Origin of the sequence: Kineococcus arenarius subsp. arenarius (assembly GCF_050871845.1) — a bacterium.
Lineage (GTDB): Bacteria > Actinomycetota > Actinomycetes > Actinomycetales > Kineococcaceae > Kineococcus.
In genome coordinates this window covers 20,577-39,019 of sequence record NZ_JBJLSE010000014.1, presented here as the reverse complement: position 1 = coordinate 39,019, position 18,443 = coordinate 20,577, and the positions used below count along the sequence as shown (strand labels likewise).

General features: G+C 74.5%; 16 protein-coding genes. 7 read left to right on the top strand and 9 right to left on the bottom strand.

From position 1 onward, the window contains the following. Window positions 1–18: 18 nt before the first annotated feature. The 3 genes from ACRYM0_RS05825 to ACRYM0_RS05815 all read right to left on the bottom strand — a co-directional run bounded on the left by ACRYM0_RS05825 (window position 19) and on the right by ACRYM0_RS05815 (window position 3,896). Complete coding sequence (locus ACRYM0_RS05825; protein ID WP_432503001.1) at window positions 19–1,557, bottom strand: extracellular solute-binding protein; 1,539 nt, start codon at window positions 1,555–1,557, stop codon at window positions 19–21. Between the two features lie 73 nt (window positions 1,558–1,630). Further along, window positions 1,631–2,284, bottom strand: a complete 654-nt coding sequence (locus ACRYM0_RS05820) for a DUF624 domain-containing protein (protein WP_432503000.1) — start codon at window positions 2,282–2,284, stop codon at window positions 1,631–1,633. Window positions 2,285–2,453: 169 nt separating this feature from the next. After that, window positions 2,454–3,896 (bottom strand): class II fumarate hydratase, encoded by a 1,443-nt coding sequence (locus ACRYM0_RS05815; protein WP_432502997.1) that lies wholly within the window; start codon window positions 3,894–3,896, stop codon window positions 2,454–2,456. Between the two features lie 215 nt (window positions 3,897–4,111). On the opposite strand from ACRYM0_RS05815, the gene ACRYM0_RS05810 reads away from it, so the two are divergent. From ACRYM0_RS05810 to ACRYM0_RS05790, 5 genes are all read left to right on the top strand, one after another. After that, entirely contained in the window at window positions 4,112–5,419 is a 1,308-nt protein-coding gene (locus ACRYM0_RS05810; protein ID WP_432502996.1) for an extracellular solute-binding protein, read from the top strand. Then, window positions 5,416–6,369, top strand: a complete 954-nt coding sequence (locus ACRYM0_RS05805) for a carbohydrate ABC transporter permease (RefSeq protein WP_432502995.1) — start codon at window positions 5,416–5,418, stop codon at window positions 6,367–6,369. The genes ACRYM0_RS05810 and ACRYM0_RS05805 overlap by 4 nt, the downstream gene beginning before the upstream one ends. Continuing rightward, window positions 6,369–7,211, top strand: a complete 843-nt coding sequence (locus ACRYM0_RS05800; protein WP_432502993.1) for a carbohydrate ABC transporter permease — start codon at window positions 6,369–6,371, stop codon at window positions 7,209–7,211. The genes ACRYM0_RS05805 and ACRYM0_RS05800 overlap by 1 nt, the downstream gene beginning before the upstream one ends. A gap of 22 nt (window positions 7,212–7,233) precedes the next feature. Continuing rightward, entirely contained in the window at window positions 7,234–8,490 is a 1,257-nt protein-coding gene (locus ACRYM0_RS05795) for an ABC transporter ATP-binding protein (RefSeq protein WP_432502991.1), read from the top strand. 161 nt (window positions 8,491–8,651) lie between these two features. Continuing rightward, window positions 8,652–10,064, top strand: a complete 1,413-nt coding sequence (locus ACRYM0_RS05790; RefSeq protein WP_432502989.1) for a GNAT family N-acetyltransferase — start codon at window positions 8,652–8,654, stop codon at window positions 10,062–10,064. Window positions 10,065–10,098: 34 nt separating this feature from the next. Here the strand turns inward: ACRYM0_RS05790 and ACRYM0_RS05785 are convergent, their stop codons facing one another. The 3 genes from ACRYM0_RS05785 to glpX all read right to left on the bottom strand — a co-directional run bounded on the left by ACRYM0_RS05785 (window position 10,099) and on the right by glpX (window position 13,407). Continuing rightward, window positions 10,099–11,289 carry an L-talarate/galactarate dehydratase gene (locus tag ACRYM0_RS05785; RefSeq protein WP_432502987.1) on the bottom strand — a complete coding sequence of 397 codons (1,191 nt, stop codon included), beginning with the start codon at window positions 11,287–11,289 and terminating at the stop codon, window positions 10,099–10,101. Between the two features lie 151 nt (window positions 11,290–11,440). Beyond that, window positions 11,441–12,367: a carbohydrate kinase family protein gene (locus ACRYM0_RS05780; protein ID WP_432502985.1), complete on the bottom strand. Its 927-nt coding sequence runs from the start codon at window positions 12,365–12,367 to the stop codon at window positions 11,441–11,443. Continuing rightward, window positions 12,367–13,407, bottom strand: a complete 1,041-nt coding sequence (gene glpX / locus ACRYM0_RS05775; protein ID WP_432502983.1) for a class II fructose-bisphosphatase — start codon at window positions 13,405–13,407, stop codon at window positions 12,367–12,369. Before glpX ends, ACRYM0_RS05780 begins: the two co-directional genes overlap by 1 nt. A gap of 56 nt (window positions 13,408–13,463) precedes the next feature. Between glpX and ACRYM0_RS05770 the strand changes: the two genes are divergently transcribed. Continuing rightward, window positions 13,464–14,090 carry a DUF4245 domain-containing protein gene (locus ACRYM0_RS05770; protein ID WP_432502981.1) on the top strand — a complete coding sequence of 209 codons (627 nt, stop codon included), beginning with the start codon at window positions 13,464–13,466 and terminating at the stop codon, window positions 14,088–14,090. A gap of 28 nt (window positions 14,091–14,118) precedes the next feature. Here the strand turns inward: ACRYM0_RS05770 and ACRYM0_RS05765 are convergent, their stop codons facing one another. After that, window positions 14,119–14,331: an exodeoxyribonuclease VII small subunit gene (locus tag ACRYM0_RS05765; RefSeq protein ID WP_432503063.1), complete on the bottom strand. Its 213-nt coding sequence runs from the start codon at window positions 14,329–14,331 to the stop codon at window positions 14,119–14,121. A 135-nt stretch (window positions 14,332–14,466) separates the two neighbouring features. After that, complete coding sequence (gene xseA / locus ACRYM0_RS05760) at window positions 14,467–15,753, bottom strand: exodeoxyribonuclease VII large subunit (protein WP_432502979.1); 1,287 nt, start codon at window positions 15,751–15,753, stop codon at window positions 14,467–14,469. Window positions 15,754–15,883: 130 nt separating this feature from the next. On the opposite strand from xseA, the gene ACRYM0_RS05755 reads away from it, so the two are divergent. Further along, on the top strand, window positions 15,884–16,885 hold the full coding sequence (locus ACRYM0_RS05755) for a 4-hydroxy-3-methylbut-2-enyl diphosphate reductase (RefSeq protein ID WP_432503061.1): 1,002 nt from the start codon (window positions 15,884–15,886) through the stop codon (window positions 16,883–16,885). Here ACRYM0_RS05755 and ACRYM0_RS05750 read toward each other — a convergent pair. Further along, window positions 16,872–18,065, bottom strand: coding sequence for a DNA recombination protein RmuC (locus tag ACRYM0_RS05750; RefSeq protein WP_432502977.1), 1,194 nt, complete (start codon window positions 18,063–18,065; stop codon window positions 16,872–16,874). The genes ACRYM0_RS05755 and ACRYM0_RS05750 overlap by 14 nt on opposite strands. Between the last annotated feature and the right edge of the window lie 378 nt (window positions 18,066–18,443).

Below are 18,443 nucleotides of genomic sequence, written 5' to 3'. Positions count from 1 at the left end.
GGGGCGGCTGGATCGCCGTCACGAGTTCTCCTGGTCCAGCTGGTTGATCTCGGCGATGATCTGGTCACCACCGCTGGTGCGCCAGCGCTCGATGGCGTCCTGCAGGGCGGCCTTGTCGATCTGGCCGGCCAGGTACTGCAGGCGGGCGTCGGAGACGATGTTGTCCAGCTGGGCGCCCTTGAGGACGTAGGTCTCCGAGACGTAGGGGGCGCCCTCGTCGAAGACGGCGTCCTCCATGTCGGCCGCCTCGATGGCCCGGCGCTCGTCGTACTCGGTCTGCTCGTACTCGGTGGCCATCTTCGGGTCGTAGGCGACGTAGCCGGCGACGTTGGTGCCGAGCTGCGCCCAGCTCTGCACGGACTCGGTGAGGGCCTGCGCCTCGGGGGTGTCGATCGCCTCGGCCTTGCCGTCGACGACGGTGAAGTTGACCCCTTCGATGCCGTTGTTCTCGAGGATCTGCGCGTCCTTCGACGCCATCGTGTCGAGGAACTGCAGGACGTCGCGCAGCTGCTCCTCGGTGCGCACCTGGGACTTCGGGATCACCAGGAAGCCGCTGTAGCCGGTGGTGGGGTGGGCGTGCATCTCGCCGTCGGGGCCGACGAGGTTGCCGGTGGAGTCCACGAAGTCCTGGAAGTTCTCCGGGTCCTGCTGCTTGAACAGCTTGCGGATCTGCTCGGCGCGGGAGTGGACGTCGATGATGATCCCGCCCTTGCCCTGGAAGAAGGGGTCGTTCCAGGAGGCGGAGTCGAGGGTGGCGTAGTCGGGGTTGACCCAGCCGTTGTCGATGAGGCTCTTCTCGTAGTCCACCGCCTCCATCCACTCGGGGGTGGTGAAGTTCGGGATGAGCTCGCCGTCGCGCTCGGTCCAGCCGTTGCCGGCGCCGAACCAGGTCGCCATCACGTCCCAGGGGCTGTTGCTGTTGATGCCGCCGGGCCACTTGGGGACGATGATCCCGGAGGTGTCGTCCACGCCGTTGCCGTCGGGGTCGTCCTCGGTGAAGGCGCGGGCGACGTTCGCCAGGTCCTCGGTGGTCTGCGGCATCTGCAGGCCCAGGTTGGCCAGCCAGTCCTTGCGGACGATGACGCTGGTGCGCATGACGTCGCGGGCGCGGTAGATCCCGTACACGGTGCCGTTGACGCTGGCCGCCTCCTGCACCTCCGGGTTCTCCGTGGTGAGGTTCGGGTAGTCGGCCAGGATGTCGGTGAGGTCCCAGAAGGCGCCGGCCTGCGCGTTCTTCACGAAGCCGGGCGTCTTGCCCTGGATGACCATCACCGTGGGGATCTGGTCGCCGGCGAGGGTGACGTTCGTCTTGTCCTCGTAGGAGGAGTTCGGCACCCAGGTGACCTCGATCTGCTTGCCGGTCATCTCCTCCAGGCGCGTTTCGATCTCGTCGCCCTGCTGCGGCGGCTGCGCGCCCAGGAACGGCGCCTGGATGCTGATGGTGTCCAGCGCGGCGTCCTCACCGCCGGAGGCGTCGGAGGAGGAGCAGCCGGAGGCGACGAGCGCCGCGGCGGCGAGCGCTGCTGCGGCGGCGATGGTGCGGGGGGTCCTGGGCACGGTGACTCCTTCGTCAGGGGGCGCGGCCGGCGGGTGCCGGCGGGGGTGGTGGGGAGCGGGGTCGGCGGGCGGCTCAGCCCGCGGTGGCCCGGGCGTTCACGCGCTCGTCGTTGCGCTCGAAGGTGCCGAGCGCGAGCGCGGTCACGAGGTGCAGCAGGGCCGCGGCGCTGAGGAAGAGCGCCAGGCCGGGCAGGGCTCGCGTCACGGCCAGCACGACCACGACGCCCAGCAGCGGCAGCAGCGCCGCGACCGGGTTGGCCAGCAGGAACGAGGCGGCCGTGGGCAGGTAGCGCCGCAGCGGCAGGTCGTAGTGGACGTACAGCGGCAGCAGGACCACGGTGACGGCGGCGAGCACCAGCCCGGCCAGGACGGTGGCGGCGGCCACCGCGTCGGCGGCGGCGCCCTCGCGGTCGGCGAAGACCCGCCAGTTGGCCAGCAGCAGCAGACCGGTCAGCAGCACCGGCAGCAGGACCGCGTTGGAGCGGACCAGTTCCGCGCGCCAGGTGCGGGCGAAGGCCCGCGCCGTGCCGGTGGCCTCCCCGCGCAGCCTGCGCCGGCTGACGGCGGCCGCGGCCACGCTGGCCGGGGCGAGGCCGAGGAGCACGCCGCCGGCGAGGGTGCCCGCCAGCCACAGGACGTTGACGAGGGCGAGCCAGACGAGGGCGTCGCAGGCGTCGTGCGCCCTGACCGCCCAGCCGCCGGGGGAGGACGTCCCCGTGCTGCTCACCGACACCACCTCGCGATCCACCTCGACCGGGGTCCTGCTGACCCGACCACCGTAGGATGAAACGAATCAGAGAGGCAAGCGCTTACCGAAGATTTCCTGCCGCGCCGCGTCGGGGAGCGCCCGTGCGTCCTCGCACCGGGCGCCCCCGCCCCGTCCCCCGCCGCGCGGGTCAGGCCTGCTTCGGCTGCTTCGGCGCCGTCATCGACATGACGTCCAGCGCCTCGTCGAGCTGGGCCTCGCTGACTTCACCGCGCTCGACGTGCCCCAGCGCCACCACGGCCTCGCGCACCGTCGTCCCGTGCGCCACGGCGTGCTTGGCGACCTTCGCGGCGGCCTCGTAGCCGATGACCCGGTTCAGCGGGGTCACGATGGAGGGGGAGGACTCGGCGAAGCGCCGGCACTGCTCCACGTCCGCCTCCAGGCCGTCGACCGTGCGGTCCGCCAGCAGGCGGGCGGCGTTGCCCAGCAGGCGCACCGACTCCAGCACGTTGCGGGCCATCACCGGGATCTGCACGTTCAGCTCGAACGAGCCGCTCGCACCCGCCCAGGCCACGGTGGCGTCGTTGCCCACGACCTGCGCGCACACCATGAGCGCGGCCTCGGGGACCACCGGGTTGACCTTGCCGGGCATGATCGAGCTGCCCGGCTGCAGGTCCGGCAGCCGCAGCTCGCCCAGCCCGGTGCGCGGGCCCGAGCCCATCCAGCGCAGGTCGTTGCACACCTTCGTCAGGCTCACCGCCACGACCCGCAGCGCCCCGGACAGCTCCACCAGCGCGTCCCGGGCGCCCTGCGCCTCGAAGTGGTCCTCGGCCTCCGTCAGCGGCAGGCCGGTGTCGGCGGCCAGCAGCTCGATGACGCGCTGCGGGAAGCCGGGCGGGGTGTTGATCCCCGTGCCCACCGCCGTGCCGCCCAGGGGCACCTCCGCGACGCGGCCCACGGTGGCCCGCACCCGCTGCACCCCGCGGCGCACCTGCGCGGCGTAACCGGCGAACTCCTGCCCCAGCGTGACGGGCGTGGCGTCCATGAGGTGCGTGCGCCCGGACTTGACCACGCCGGCGAACTCCTCCGCCTTGCGGCGCAGCGAGGCCTCCAGGTGCTCCAGCGCCGGCACCAGGTCGTTCACGACCGCCGACGTGGCCGCCACGTGCACGGAGGTGGGGAAGACGTCGTTGGAGGACTGCGAGGCGTTGACGTGGTCGTTGGGGTGCACCGGGCGGCCCAGCCGCTCGGTCGCCAGTGTGGCGATGACCTCGTTGGCGTTCATGTTGGAGCTGGTGCCCGAGCCGGTCTGGAAGACGTCCACGGGGAACTCGGCGTCCCAGCGCCCCGAGGCGACCTCGTCGGCGGCATCCGCCACCGCGCGCGCAAGGTCCTGCTCCAGCACCCCCAGCTCGGCGTTGGCCAGCGCGGCGGCCTTCTTGATGCGCGCCAGCGCCTCGATGTGGGCGCTCTCCAGCGGGGTGCCCGAGATGGGGAAGTTCTCCACGGCGCGCTGCGTCTGCGCGCGGTACTTGGCGGCGGCCGGGACCCGGACCTCCCCCATCGTGTCGTGCTCGACGCGGTACTCGGTGCCCTGCGCGCTGTCCTCGCGCGTGCGGTCGTCAGTGGCCATGGGCCCATCCTGCCAAGGAGCCGGTGCGGCACCGGTGCGGCGGTGCCGCGCTGTCGCGCAGATCACGGTCCGCTCACGATCCGGCGGAGGCGGGCGGTCGCGGGTGATCTGCGCGTGCGGGCCGGGGGGAGCGGGTGCACGCTGGCCGCACGCACGGCGGGCGGGTCCCCGTCCGCCGGGTGGTCCGCCGGACGACGACGTCGGAGGAGGAGCGAGTGAGCAGCGCGTGGCGCACCCGGGTCGGGGCGGTGAGTGCCGGCGTCGTGCTGGCGAGCTGTCTGGCCGCGTGCGGAGACGGCACCGGGGCCTCGGGACCGCCGGTGCTCACCTGGTACACCAACCCGGACGCCGGGGGGCAGGCCGCCATCGCCGAGCGGTGCACCGCCGCGGCCGACGGCGCCTACACCATCGAGACGTCCATCCTGCCGCGCGACGCGGCCGCCCAGCGCGAGCAGCTCATGCGGCGCCTGGCCGGGGGGGACTCCTCCATCGACCTGATGAGCCTGGACCCCGTCTTCGTGCCCGAGGCGGCCGAGGCGGGCTTCTTGGCCCCCATCCCGGACGACCTGCAGCAGTCGCTGACCGCCGGCATCGCCGAGGGCGCCGTGCAGGGCGCCACCTGGGACGACGAGCTGGTCACCGCGCCGTTCTGGGCGAACACCCAGCTGCTGTGGTACCGCGAGTCGATGGCCCGCGCGGCCGGGCTGGACCCCGCGCAGGCCGCGACGTGGACGTGGCAGCAGATCATCGACGCCGCCGCCGCGCAGGACAGCGCCATCGGGGTGCAGGGCCAGCGCGCGGAGTCCATGACCGTGTGGGTCAACGCCCTGATCGAGTCCGCCGGGGGGCAGATCATCGAGAACCCCGACGCCCCCGTCGACGAGATCAGCCTGGGCATCGACTCCCCGGCCGGGCAGGCCGCCGCCGGCGTCATGCAGGCCATCACCGCCGCGGGCGTGGCCGGTCCCGGCATCGACAACCGCGACGAGGCCGCCACCGCCGACCTGTTCGAGCAGGGCGGGCTGATGTTCGCGACCAACTGGCCGTTCGTCTACGCCCAGGCCCAGCAGGGTGCCGAGCAGGGCACGGTGGACCCGGCGGTCTTCGAGGACTACGCCTGGACCACTTACCCCCGGATGAGCCCCGAGGAGCCCTCCGCCCCGCCGCTGGGCGGGATCAACGTGGGCGTCGGCGCCTTCAGCGAGCACCAGCAGGAGGCGCTGGAGGCCGTGGAGTGCATCGTCTCGCCGGAGAACCAGGCCGCGTACATGATCAGCGACGGCAACCCGGCCGCCGCCCTGGAGGTCTACGACCTGCCCGAGGTGCGCGAGGCGTACCCGATGGCCGACGTCATCCGCGAGTCGCTGCAGACGGCCGCCCCGCGGCCGCAGACGGCCTACTACAACGAGGTCAGCACCGGCATCCAGTACACCTGGCAGCCGGTGTCCGCGGTGAGCGACGAGACGCCGGAGACCTCCGAGCGGTTCGTCCTCGAAGTCCTCAGGGGGGAGAGGCTGCTGTGACCGCTGTCACCACGCCGCAGGTCGAGCTCGCGAACTCGCCGCGCACCAAGCGCCGCCGCGGCACCGACCGCTCGCGGCAGGAGGCCCGGCTGGGCTGGTACCTGGCCGGCCCCGCCTTCGTCATCCTCGTGCTCGTCACCGGGTACCCCATCGTCCAGGCCGTCTACGACTCGCTGTTCAGCTACCGGCTCACCGCCCCCGCGGACCGCGAGTTCATCGGCCTGAGCAACTACGGCGTCATCCTCACCGACTCGCTGTGGTGGGAGGCCCTGGCGAACACGGCGCTCATCACCCTGGTGACGGTCGCCGTCGAACTGGTGCTCGGCTTCGCGCTGGCGATGGTCATGCACAAGGTGCTCGGCTTCCTGCGGCCCGTCCTGCGCACCGCCATCCTCGTCCCTTACGCGATCATCACGGTCGTCTCCGCCTACGCCTGGCAGTACGCCTTCTCCCTGACCACCGGGTTCATGAACGCGGTGGTGCCGGGGATCCCGGAGGACTTCGACTGGTTCGCCAACAAGTGGACGGCGCTGACCGTCATCTGCCTGTCGGAGATCTGGAAGACCACGCCGTTCATCTCGCTGCTGCTGCTGGCCGGCCTGGCGCAGGTCCCCGAGGACATGCACGAGGCCGCCAAGGTCGACGGGGCCACGGCCCGCGAGCGGCTGTTCCGGGTGACGCTGCCGAACATGAAGGCGTCCATCATGGTCGCGCTGCTGTTCCGCGCGCTGGACGCCTTCCGCATCTTCGACAACGTCTACATCATGACCAACGGCGCCGCCGGCACGCAGACGGTGTCGTCACTGGCCTACAACCAGACGATCAGCAGGCTGGAGATCGGCCTCGGGTCGGCCGTCTCCGTGCTGCTCTTCCTGTGCGTCCTGCTGATCTGCTTCCTGGCCATCAAGGTGTTCAGGGTGGACCTGGCCCGAGCGAGGGGGGAGAACTGATGGGTGCGCTGTCGACCAAGGAGAAGACGCTCTGGTACATCGGGGCGGTCCTCATCGTCCTGTACGCGCTGGTGCCGGTCGCCTGGATCCTCTCGCTGAGCCTGAAGTCCGAGGCGGACCTGTCCAACCGGAGCTTCCTGCCCACCAACGTCACGTGGGAGAACTACCAGGGCATCTTCAGCGGCACCGCCTCCGACCTCTTCCTGCCGGCGCTGCGCAACTCCGTCATCACCTGCCTGCTGGCGACGCTCATCGCCGTGGTGCTCTCGATGTTCGCCGCGTACGCCATCGCCCGGCTGAACTTCCCCGGCAAGCGGATCATCCTCACCAGCGCCCTGGCGGTGGCTGTCTTCCCGGTCATCACGATGGTGACGCCGCTGTTCAACCTGTGGCGGCGGATCGGCCTGTACGACACCATCCCCGGCCTGATCATCCCCTACCTGGCGCTGACCCTGCCCATCTCCATCTGGACCATGTCGGCGTTCTTCCGGGAGATCCCGTGGGACATGGAGCAGGCTGCCCAGGTCGACGGGGCCACCAGCTGGCAGGCCTTCCGCAAGGTCATCGTCCCGCTGGCCGCTCCGGGCGTCTTCACCACCGCCATCATCGCCTTCTTCATCGCGTGGAACGACTTCGTGTTCGGCATCTCGCTGACGTCCACCTCCGACGCCCAGCCGGTGCCCGCGGCCCTGAGCTCGTTCACCGGCTCCAGCTACTTCGTCCAGCCGACCGGCGCGATCTCCGCGGCGGCCGTCATCGTCACCATCCCCGTCGTCGCCCTCGCGCTGGTGTTCCAGCGGCGCATCGTCGCCGGGCTCACCAACGGCGCCGTCAAGGGCTGACCCGGAGAACAGGAGCTGCACCGTGGCACGCATCGAGCTGAAGAACATCGTCAAGAAGTACGGCGACGGGTTCCCCGCCGTGAACGACGTCAGCCTGGACATCGCCGACGGCGAGTTCATAATCCTCGTCGGCCCCTCGGGCTGCGGGAAGTCGACCCTGCTGCGCATGATCGTCGGCCTGGAGGACATCACCGACGGCGAGCTCCTCATCGACGGCAAGCGGGTGAACGACCTGGCGCCGCGCGACCGCGACCTGGCGATGGTGTTCCAGAACTACGCGCTCTACCCGCACCTGACGGTGCGCGAGAACATCGAGTTCCCCCTCAAGCTCAACCACAGCAAGGTGCCCGAGGACGAGGTGCGCCAGCGCGTGCAGCGGGCGGCGGACATGCTCGAGCTGGGCGAGCACCTGGACCGCAAGCCCGCCAACCTCTCCGGCGGCCAGCGCCAGCGGGTGGCGATGGGCCGCGCCATCGTCCGCGACGCCAAGGCGTTCCTGTTCGACGAGCCGCTGAGCAACCTGGACGCCAAGCTGCGCGGGCAGATGCGCACCGAGATCGCCCGCATGCAGCGCTCGCTGGCCACCACGACGATCTACGTCACCCACGACCAGACCGAGGCCATGACGCTGGGCGACCGGGTGGCGGTGCTGCGCAAGGGCGTCCTCCAGCAGGTCGCCAGCCCCCGCGAGCTGTACGAGCAGCCGGTCAACCTGTTCGTGGCGGGCTTCATCGGCTCGCCGCCGATGAACTTCCTGCCCGCCCGGGTGAACGGCGACCGCCTGGACCTGCCGTTCTGCTCTGTCCCCAGGCCGGCGGTGGTCGGTCCCGAGCACGACGGTGCGCTGCTCATCGTCGGCGTGCGCCCGGAGCACTTCGACGACGCCGACGTCACCGACGTGCCCGGTGAGGCCGTGACCTTCGAGGCGCAGGTCGACGTCACCGAGTGGCTGGGCAACGAGCTGTACGCCTACGTGCCGTTCGAGGCGGCCGCCGAGACGAAGGAGCAGCTCGCCGAGCTGGACCGCGAGCTGGACGGGGAGAGCATGCGCAGCCAGCTCGTCGTCACCCTGGACGCCATGAGCGGCGTGCGCGACGGCGACAGCGCCCGGTTGTGGTTCGACCCGCGGCGCATGCACGTCTTCGACCCCGGCAGCGGCGCCAACCTCACGCGCGACGAGGAGAAGGCCCGGCGCATCGCCGAGCAGTCCGAGGCGCTGCGCAGGCGCTCGCTGGAGCGGGCCCGGGCGCAGGGGGAGCAGGAGCGCGTCCCGGCCTGAGGCCCGCGATCCATCGACACTGCGTGACGTCCGGCGACGCACGGTAGGAGTTCAGGAACTCCACCCGCCGGGCGTCCCGCAGTGCCGCCGCGCCCGGTTAAGGTTCCCGCCACGAGGCCGTCCTCCCGGCGGCCCGGGACCGGCGGGAGGCGGGTGGCGCAGTGGTCGACGCGCTCACCGGTGCCCTCACCCCGGCGCCCCGCGGTCCCGTCGCCGGGCGCTCCCCGGACGGCCCCGGCCCGACCCTGGTCCACGACCCCGCGCAGGGCCTGCAGGTCACCGTCCGCAGGTCCCTCGACGGCGCCCCCGTCCCCGAGTGGCGCGCCCTGGCCGTGCGCGGCGGCCACCCGCCGTTCTGCGGCCCGGACTGGTCGCGCGCCGTGCACGAGCACCTCGGCGCCGGTGACCCGCTGGTCGTCAGCGTGCGCCGCCAGGGCCGCCTGCTCGCCTTCGGCGCCTTCGCGGTGCTGGCCGCCGGCCCCGGCGGCAGCCGCCCCGTGGTGACCTTCCTCGGCGCCGGCGGCAGCGACTACGCCTCCGTGCTCACCGAGCCGGACAGCCCCGTGCCGTCCCTGCGGCTGGTCGCCGCCGTGCTCGACGCCGTCCTGGCCGAGGTCCCCGGCGCCCTGCTCGACCTGGAGCGGGTGCTGCAGGACGACCCGCTGCTCGAGGCCGCCACGAGCTGGGCCGCCGCCCGCGGCTACGGCGCGCGCCGGCTGCGCCAGGCCACCGTCCACGCCGTGCGGCTGCCGGCCACCGTCGCCGAGCACGACGCCGACCTGGGCCGGCACGCCCGCCACGAGGAGCGCCGCCAGTGGCGCCGGCTGGCCGAGCGCGGCGAGCTCGTCGTCGTCGACGACCTCCTCGAGGGCGTCGCGCAGCTGCGCGAGAGCCACCCCGGCGCCGCCGAGGAGCAGCTGGCGGCCCTCGTGGCCGAACTGGCGGCGGTCGACGCCGCCCACCCGCGCGCCGCCCGCCGCCGCCAGCCCTGGCGCGGGGCGTCCGGGCGCACCCTGACGCAGTTCCTGCGCACCGCCCCGCGCGGGGTGGCGCAGCTGTCCGGGCTGCGGGTCGACGGCCGGCTGGTGGCGTACGCCTTCTGCCTGGCCGGCCCCCGCGCCCTGCACGGCTACGTGCAGTCCTACCGCGCCGACGTCGCCGCCACCGGCCCCGGGACGCTGCTGCTGCTGCGCGTGCGCCGCCGCGCCCTGCTGTCCGGGTACGCCGAGCTGGACCTGATGCGCGGCGAGGAGGCCTACAAGCGGCGCCTGGAGCGCACCACGCGGCACACCGCGCGCCTCGTCCTGGCCCCCGCCGGCCTCGGCCCGCTGCCGGCGGCGCTGGACCGCGCGGTGCTGCTGCGGCGCACCTACCGCGACGAGCTGCACCGCTCCGCGCGCCTGGGCCGTTCCGTGGACGCGGTCAGCGGCGCCGCCGAGGTCGTGCGCGCCGACGTCGCCCGCCGCGCCGGCGCCGTGCGCGCGGCCGGGCGGCGGGCCGCCGGGGTCCACGAGGCGGTCGGCACCTGGCGGCCGGTGGCGTGGGTCCGGCGCGCGCGGGCCCCGCGCCGCTGAGCGCGGCCCCCGGACCGCGCACGGGCCCCGCGCGTCAGCGCGGTGCGTCCACCCGCACCCGGTCCACCGTCCACGCCCGGGCCTGCTCGCTGATCGTCACGCCCAGGCCCGGACGGGCGGACACGTGCATCCGTCCGTCGCGGATCTCCAGGCGCTCCTCGAACAGCGGGTGCAACCAGTCGAAGTGCTCCACCCACGGCTCCAGGGGGTACGCCGCCGCCAGGTGCAGGTGGATCTCCATCGCGAAGTGCGGTGCCAGCTGCAGGTGGGCGTGCTCGGCCAGCGTCGCCAGCTTCAGGAACTGCGTGATGCCGCCGATGCGCGGCGCGTCGGGCTGGATGACGTCGGCCGCGCCGGCGTCGATGAGGGCGACGTGCTCGCGGACGCTGGTGAGCATCTCCCCGGTGGCGATCGCGGTGTCCAGCGACCGCGCCAGCTGCGCGTGCCCCTCGGTGTCGTAGGCGTCCAGCGGCTCCTCGATCCACACCAGGCCGAACTCCTCCAGCGCCCGCCCCACCCTCTGCGCGGTGGGGCGGTCCCACTGCTGGTTGGCGTCCACCATGAGCGGCAGGTCGTCGCCGATGTGCTCGCGCACCGCGCGCACCCGGCGCAGGTCCTCCTTGGCGTCCGGCTGGCCCACCTTGATCTTGATGCCGCCGATGCCCTCGGCCAGCGTGCGGTCGGCGTTGGTGAGCACCCGCTCCAGCGGCTCGTGCAGGAAGCCGCCGGAGGTGTTGTAGCAGCGCACCGAGTCGCGGTGGGCCCCCAGCAGCTTCGCCAGCGGCAGGCCGGCCCGCTTGGCCTTGAGGTCCCACAGCGCGATGTCCAGCGCCGCCAGCGCCTGGGTGGAGGCGCCGCTGCGACCCACCGAGGCGCCCGCCCACACCAGCTTCGTCCACAGGCGGGCGATGTCGTTGGGGTCCTCACCGACCAGGTCGGCGGCCACCTCGCGCGCGTGCGCGAACTGGGCGGGGCCCCCGGCGCGCTTGGAGTACCCGAAGCCGACGCCCTCCAGCCCGGCCTCGGTGGTGATCTCGGCGAAGAGGAAGACGACCTCCGTCATGGCCCGCTGGCGGCCCGTGAGCACCTTGGCGTCGCTGATCGCCGTCGTCAGCGGCAGCACCACCGAGGACAGGGTCACGGACGCGATGCGGTCCAGGACGGGGGAGGGGGCTGCGGAGGCCGGAGGCACGAGGACGGGCTCGGTGAGGTCGCTGGTGGTCATGTCTTCCTCGGGTCGGCGGGGAGCCGAGGACGGCGGGCGTCGTCGGCGACGGTGCCGCCACCGTAGGAAGCCGGTGCGATGCCTGTCCAGGAGCTTTCCGGCATCGTGCGATGCCGACCGGGCATCACCGGCGGGCGGTGCCGGGCCGGTGTCAGCCGGCCGCCAGCTCCTCGCGCGTGGGCGGGTTCGCCCCCGCTCGCGAGCACGTGATCGACGCCACCTGCGCCGCCGTGCGCAGCACGTCCTCCAGCGCGTCCAGCCGCAGCGCCCGCAGCCGCCGCGCCGCCGCCGGGCCCAGCAGGTCGTGCTCGGCCAGCGCGTGCAGCAGCCCCGCGGTGAAGGCGTCCCCCGCGCCGACGGTGTCCACGACCCGCGTCGGCGGCGCCGGCACCCGCAACGTGCCCGCCCCCGCGACGCCCACCGCGCCGTCCCCGCCGCGGGTCACCACGACCAGCGCCGGGCCGCGGCGCTGCCAGCGGCGCGCCACCTCCACCACGTCCTCGCCCGGGCACAGCCACGCCACGTCCTCGTCGGAGGCCTTGACGACGTCGGCGCTCTCGACGAACGCCTCCACCAGGGGCAGCGCCTGCTCCGGGGAGCCCAGGAAGGCCGGGCGCACGTTCGGGTCGTAGCTGGTCGTGGCCCGCCGCCGCCGGGCGCGCAGCAGCTCCAGCACCTGCCGCGCACCCGGCGCGACCGCCGCGCCGATGGACCCGGTGTGCACCACGTCCACCTCGTCGTCCAGCCGCTCGTCCGCACCCGCCGCCGGCAGGCGCCACTGCAGCTCGAACTCGTAGGAGGCGCGGCCCTGCTCGTCCAGCTGCGCGCGCGCCACCGAGGTGGGCAGCTCGTCCACCGCCCCGGGCGCCAGCGACACGGCCCCGGCCGCCAGGTGCCCCGCCAGCAGCCGGCCGTGCTCGTCGTCGCCCAGGCGCGTCAGCAGCGACACCTCGTGCCCCAGCCGCCCCAGCCCGTACGCCACGTTCAGCGGGCTGCCGCCGGGGTGCTCGGCGACGGTGCCGTCCGCCGAGCGCACCACGTCCACGAGGGACTCCCCGACGACCAGGGCGCGCGCCATCAGCGCGGGCCGGTGAAGTCGACGGCCGAGTAGGCGCGCAGCTTCGAGAGCTTGTGCTCGGACTCCACCCGGCGGATCGTCCCGGACTTCGAGCGCATCACGATGCTCGAGGTGCTGATCGTGTCGCCGCGGTAGCGCACCCCGCCGACGAGCTCGCCGTCGGTGATGCCGGTCACGACGAAGTAGACGTTGTCGCTGGCGACCAGCTCGGCGGTGCTCAGCACCGCGTCCAGGTCGTGGCCGGCGTCCAGCGCCTTCTGGCGCTCGTCGTCGTCGCGCGGGGCCAGCCGCCCCTGGATCGTGCCGCCCAGGCAGTGCATCGCGCAGGCGGCGATGATGCCCTCGGGGGTGCCCCCGACGCCCATGAGGAGGTCCACGCCGGTGCCCTCGCGCGCCGCCATCACCGCGCCGGCGACGTCGCCGTCGGAGATGAACTTGATGCGGGCCCCCGCGTCGCGGACCTCCTGCGCCAGCTGCGCGTGCCGGGGGCGGTCCAGGATGCAGACGGTGACGTCCTCCACCCAGCGGTTCTTCGCCCGCGCCAGCCGGCGCACGTTCTCCTTCACCGGCAGGCGGATGTCCACCACGTCGGCGGCCTCCGGGCCGGCCACCAGCTTGTCCATGTAGAAGACGGCGCTGGGGTCGTACATGGTGCCCCGCTCGGCCACCGCCAGCACCGCCACCGCGTTGGGCATCCCGCGCGCGGTCAGGGTCGTGCCGTCGATGGGGTCCACCGCCACGTCGCACTCCGGGCCGCTGCCGTCGCCGACGCGCTCGCCGTTGAAGAGCATGGGGGCGTCGTCCTTCTCGCCCTCGCCGATGACGACCGTGCCGTTCATGCTCACGGTGCCGATGAGGGTGCGCATGGCGTTCACCGCGGCGCCGTCGGCCTTGTTCTTGTCCCCGCGGCCCACCCACCGCCCGCCCGCCATCGCCGCGGCCTCGGTCACGCGCACCAGCTCCATCGCCAGGTTGCGGTCGGGGGCCTCCGTCCCGACGGCGAGCGCCGCGGGCAGCTGGGGCGAGGCGTTCTGGGACATGTGACCTCCACGGTCGACGTCGTCGGGGCGCCAGCGTATCCGGCACCATGGAGCCCGTGAGCACGACCGGCAGCACCCCCGCGCACCAGGCACCCGCACCTCCCGGCGAGGACCCCCGCGGCGTGCCGCGGACCCGGCGCGGCGGCAACGTGCAGTCGATGCTGCTGTCGATGGCCGTGATCCTCGGCCTGGTCGCGGTGGTGGTGTGGGCGCTGCCGCGCCCCGGCTCGATCCAGCAGCCGCCCGCCGACGTGGCCGGCACCGCGGCAGGCGCCGGCGCCGAGCTGCCCTTCACGCCCCCGGTGCCTGCCGTGCCGCAGGGGTGGACCGCCACCTCCGCGCAGGTCAACCGATCCACCGACGGCGTCCTGACCTGGCACGTCGGCTACCGCACCGACGAGGGCGAGTACGTCGCCCTGGAGGTCGCGCGCGACGCCACGGCCGCCTGGCAGCGGGCGCAGACCGGCGGCGGGGCGGAGGACGGCGCGCTCGAGGTGGACGGGCGGCAGTGGGAGCGCCTGCTGCAGGAGGACCGCGGGCGGCGCGCGCTGGTGCGCACCGAGGACGGCCTCACGGCGGTCGCCGCCGGCCAGGCCGGCTACCCCGTGCTCGCCGAGCTGGTGCGCGCCACCGAGGCCGGCTGGGCGGCGGCGGGCGCCACGTGGGGCGCGCCCGCCCCCTGACCAGCGGGGGCGCGCCCGCCCCGGCCGCTCAGCCCTCGTCGCCGCCCGGCGGGCGCGCCGCGTCGAGGCGGGCGCGGGCGCCCTCCAGCCAGCGCTCGCACGCCACGGCCAGCGCCTCCCCGCGCTCCCACAGCGCCAGGGACTCCTCCAGGCCGGTGCCGCCGGCCTCCAGCCGGCGCACCACGTCCACGAGCTCGTCGCGGGCCCGTTCGTAGCCCAGGGCGGCGATGTCGTCGGGCAGCGCCGGGGTCTCGTCGGGCGGCGCAGCGGGGGACTCGGCAGCTGCGTCCACGGGGGGCTCGGGCTTCTCGCGCTTGGTCGGCACGGGCACAGACCCTAGGTCCACCCCGGGTGCGAGCCGGGGCCCCGCCGCCGCTCAGCCGGCGCGCGCGGTCAGCTCCCCGTCGGCCAGGCGCACCCGCAGCGCGGTGCCGGCCGGCGCGTCGGCGGGGTCGCGCACCACGCGGGCGCTGCCGTCCGCGCCCACCGCCCGCACCACCGCGTACCCGCGCAGCAGCGTCGAGCGCGGGGACAGCGCCCGCACGCTCGCGCGCAGGTGCTCCACCTCCACCGCCGCCCGGTCCAGCCGGCCGGCCAGGGCGCGGCGGGTGCGCTCGCGCAGCCGCCCGACCTCCGCGGCCGGGCCGTCCACGAGGACGTGCGGGGCCGCGAGCACCGGGCGGCTGCGCAGCGCCAGCAGGCCCGAGCGCTCCCGCTCCACGCGGGCCGCCACCGCCCGCCGGGCCCGCGAGCGCAGCTGCGCCACGCCGGCGAGCTCCTCGGCGACGTCGGGCACGACGCGGCGGGCGGCGTCGGTGGGGGTCGAGGCGCGCACGTCGGCGACCAGGTCCAGCAGGGGGCTGTCGACCTCGTGGCCGATGGCCGAGACGACGGGCGTGCGCACCGCCGCGACGGCGCGCACCAGCGCCTCGTTGCTGAAGGGCAGCAGGTCCTCCACGCTGCCGCCGCCGCGGGCGACGACCACGACGTCGACCTCCTCCAGCGCGTCCAGCTCCCGCAGCGCCGCGCTGACCTCCGTCACCGCCGCCGGGCCCTGCACGGCGACCTCGCGCACCTCGAAGCGCACCGCCGGCCAGCGCAGCCGGGCGTTGTCCACCACGTCGCGCTCGGCGGCGCTGGCGCGCCCGCACACCAGCCCCACCACGCGCGGCAGGAACGGCAGCGGCTTCTTGCGCTCGGCGTCGAACAGGCCCTCGGCGGCCAGCACGCGCTTGAGGTGCTCCAGGCGGGCCAGCAGCTCCCCGACGCCCACGGGCCGCACGTCGTCGGCGGCCAGGCTCAGGCTGCCCCGCTTCGCGTAGAACTCCGGCTTGGCGTGCACCACGACGCGCGCGCCGTGGCGCAGGCCGTCGGGCAGCACGTCGCGCAGCCGCGACAGCACCCGGCGGGTCAGCGTGACGGGCAGGGACATGTCGGTGTCGGTGTCGCGCAGGGTGACGAAGACCACGTGCGCGCCGGGGCGGTCGCTGACCTGCACCACCTGCCCCTCCACCCACGTCCAGGGCATCCGGGCCACGTAGGCGTCGATCTTGGAGGCCAGCAGCCGCACCGGCCACGGGTGCTCCGCGCTGGTCTCCCCGGCGGTGCCGGGGCGGCGCGGCGGTTCGGCCGGGGACCGCTGCGGGGACGGGGGCGCGCTCACGGGCCCATCCTGCCCGCCCGCCGAGCGGGGGCGGGGCGCCCGGGGGCCGACCTACCATGGGGGCGTGACGCAGCCCCTCCTCGACACCCCCGCCGCGACCGCCGCCGACGACTGCAACGACACCGCCGCGCTGGCCGGGGCCGGCGAGCGCGCCGCGTGGGACGGCGGCAAGCGGGTGCTGCTGGCCGCGCCGCGCGGGTACTGCGCCGGCGTGGACCGGGCCGTGGAGGCGGTGGAGAAGGCGCTGGAGCTGTACGGCGCCCCCGTCTACGTGCGCAAGGAGATCGTCCACAACAAGCACGTGGTGCGCACGCTCGCCGAGCGGGGGGCGGTGTTCGTGCAGGAGACCTCCGAGGTGCCCGAGGGCGCGCACGTGGTGTTCTCCGCGCACGGCGTCAGCCCGGCGGTGCGCGCCGAGGCGCAGGAGCGCTCGCTGAAGGCGATCGACGCCACCTGCCCCCTGGTGACCAAGGTCCACCGCGAGGCCGTGCGCTTCGCCGAGCGGGACGCGCAGATCCTGCTCATCGGGCACACCGGCCACGAGGAGGTCGAGGGCACCGCGGGGGAGGCCCCCGAGCACATCACGGTCGTGGACAGCCCCGAGGTGGCCGACACCATCGAGGTGCGCGACCCGGACAACCTCGTGTGGCTGTCCCAGACGACGCTCAGCGTCGACGAGACGATGGAGACGGTGCGCCGGCTGCGCGAGCGCTTCCCGAACCTGGCCGACCCGCCCAGCGACGACATCTGCTACGCGACCCAGAACCGCCAGGTGGCCGTGAAGAAGATCGCCGCCGAGTCCGACCTGGTGATCGTCGTGGGGTCGGCGAACTCCTCCAACTCCGTGCGTCTGGTGGAGGTCGCCCTCGACGCGGGGGCGCGGGCCTCGCACCGGGTGGACGCCGCCGCCGAGATCGACGACGCGTGGTTCCAGGGGGTGACCACGGTGGGGGTGACCTCCGGCGCCTCGGTGCCGGAGGTGCTGGTGCGCGAGGTCGTGGAGCACCTGGCGGCACGCGGCTACGGCTCCGTGGAGGAGGTCACCACCGCGCAGGAGGACCTCGTCTTCTCGCTGCCCACGGACCTGCGCCGCGACCTCAAGCGCCGCAGCCTGCCGCTCACCCCCCTCTGAGGCCGCGCTCCCCGCGCTCCTCGCGCTGCTGCCCGTCCCCCAGCAGTTCCGGGGCCGTCAGCGGCCGCACGGCGTCCTCCAGCGGCCCCACCTCCGGCAGATCGCCGTCGGCGAGGTCCAGGTCGCGCAGCCGGCGGGCCGTGACCAGCACCCGGCGCTCCAGGGTGCCCACGAAGCGGTTGTAGTCCTCCACCGCGCGGTGCAGCGTCCGGCCCAGCGAGGCGGTGTGCCCGCCGAGGGTGCCGAGGCGCTCGTGCAGCTCGCGGCCCAGGGCGAACAGCTCGCGCGCGCTGCCCGCCACGGCGTCCTGCTGCCAGGTCAGCGCCACGGTGCGCAGCAGCGCCAGCAGCGTGGTGGGCGTGGCCAGCACCACGCGCCGGCTCATCGCGTGCTCCAGCAGGGCCGGGTCGGCCTCGCAGGCGGCGGCCAGGAACGCCTCCCCGGGCACGAAGCAGACGACGACGTCGGGGGAGTCCCGCACGGCCGCGGGGTAGTCCTTGGCCGCCAGGGCGTCGACGTGCCCGCGCAGCGCCCGGGCGTGCGCGGCCAGCTCCGCGCGCCGCGCCGCCTCGTGCGCCGGGCCCTCGTCCAGCTCGCTGGCGCGCAGGAACGCGGCGAGCGGGGCCTTGGCGTCCACGACGACGTGCTTGCCGCCGGGCAGGTCGACGACGAGGTCGGGGCGCACGGTGCGCCCGTCGCGGGTCGTCAGGGTGGCCTGCTGGGTGAAGTCCACCCGCTCCAGCATCCCGGCGTGCTCGACGACGCGGCGCAGCTGGACCTCCCCCCAGGACCCGCGGGAGCTGGAGGCGCGCAGCGCCCCGGCCAGCGAGGCCGTCTGGGTGCGCAGCGCGTCCGTGCCGGCGGCCACGGCGGCGAGCTGCTCGGTGAGCCGGGCGTACTGCTCCACGCGGTCGCGCTCCAGGGTGCGCACCTGCTCCTCGACGCGCCCCAGGGTGTCGGCGACCGGCGCCACGGCCGCGGTCAGCTCGCGCCCCCGCGCGTCGCGCTCGGTCAGCTCGGCCACCCGCTCGCGCAGCAGGTCGCGCTCGACGACGGCCGCCGCAGCGCCGGCGGCGTCGGCGCGCCGCAGCGCCCGGGCGAGCAGCAGCCCCAGGGCGAGGCCGGTGAGCAGGCCGACCAGCAGGCCGGTGAGCAGCAGGGCGGCGGGGCTGACGTCCACGCCCGCACTGTGCCAGGCGCCGGTGGCCCGGCCCGTGCTGCTCCGTCCGGGTGATGCGCGCCCACCCTTCTCTGCGCGCTGCGTGGTCAGCACGGTGCGCATCGTGACGAGGTGGTGCGCGGTGCGGCGTGCGTGCCGTCCGGGGACGAGGAACCCGCCCCCGGTGGTCGCGGCGCGTCGATCAGTGTTCACCCGGCGTCGACCTGCATGACCCGCCGGTGGGGAGGAATCCGCGGTGCACCCCGAACGCCCTCCACTACAGTGACGCCACGAGAGAGTTGCGGGGGGCGGTGCGCGACGGGTGGGGGGCACCCGGCACGCCCCCGCGGCACCGCTCGACACCGATGCAGACGATCGGCACCGATCGACCAGGGGGGA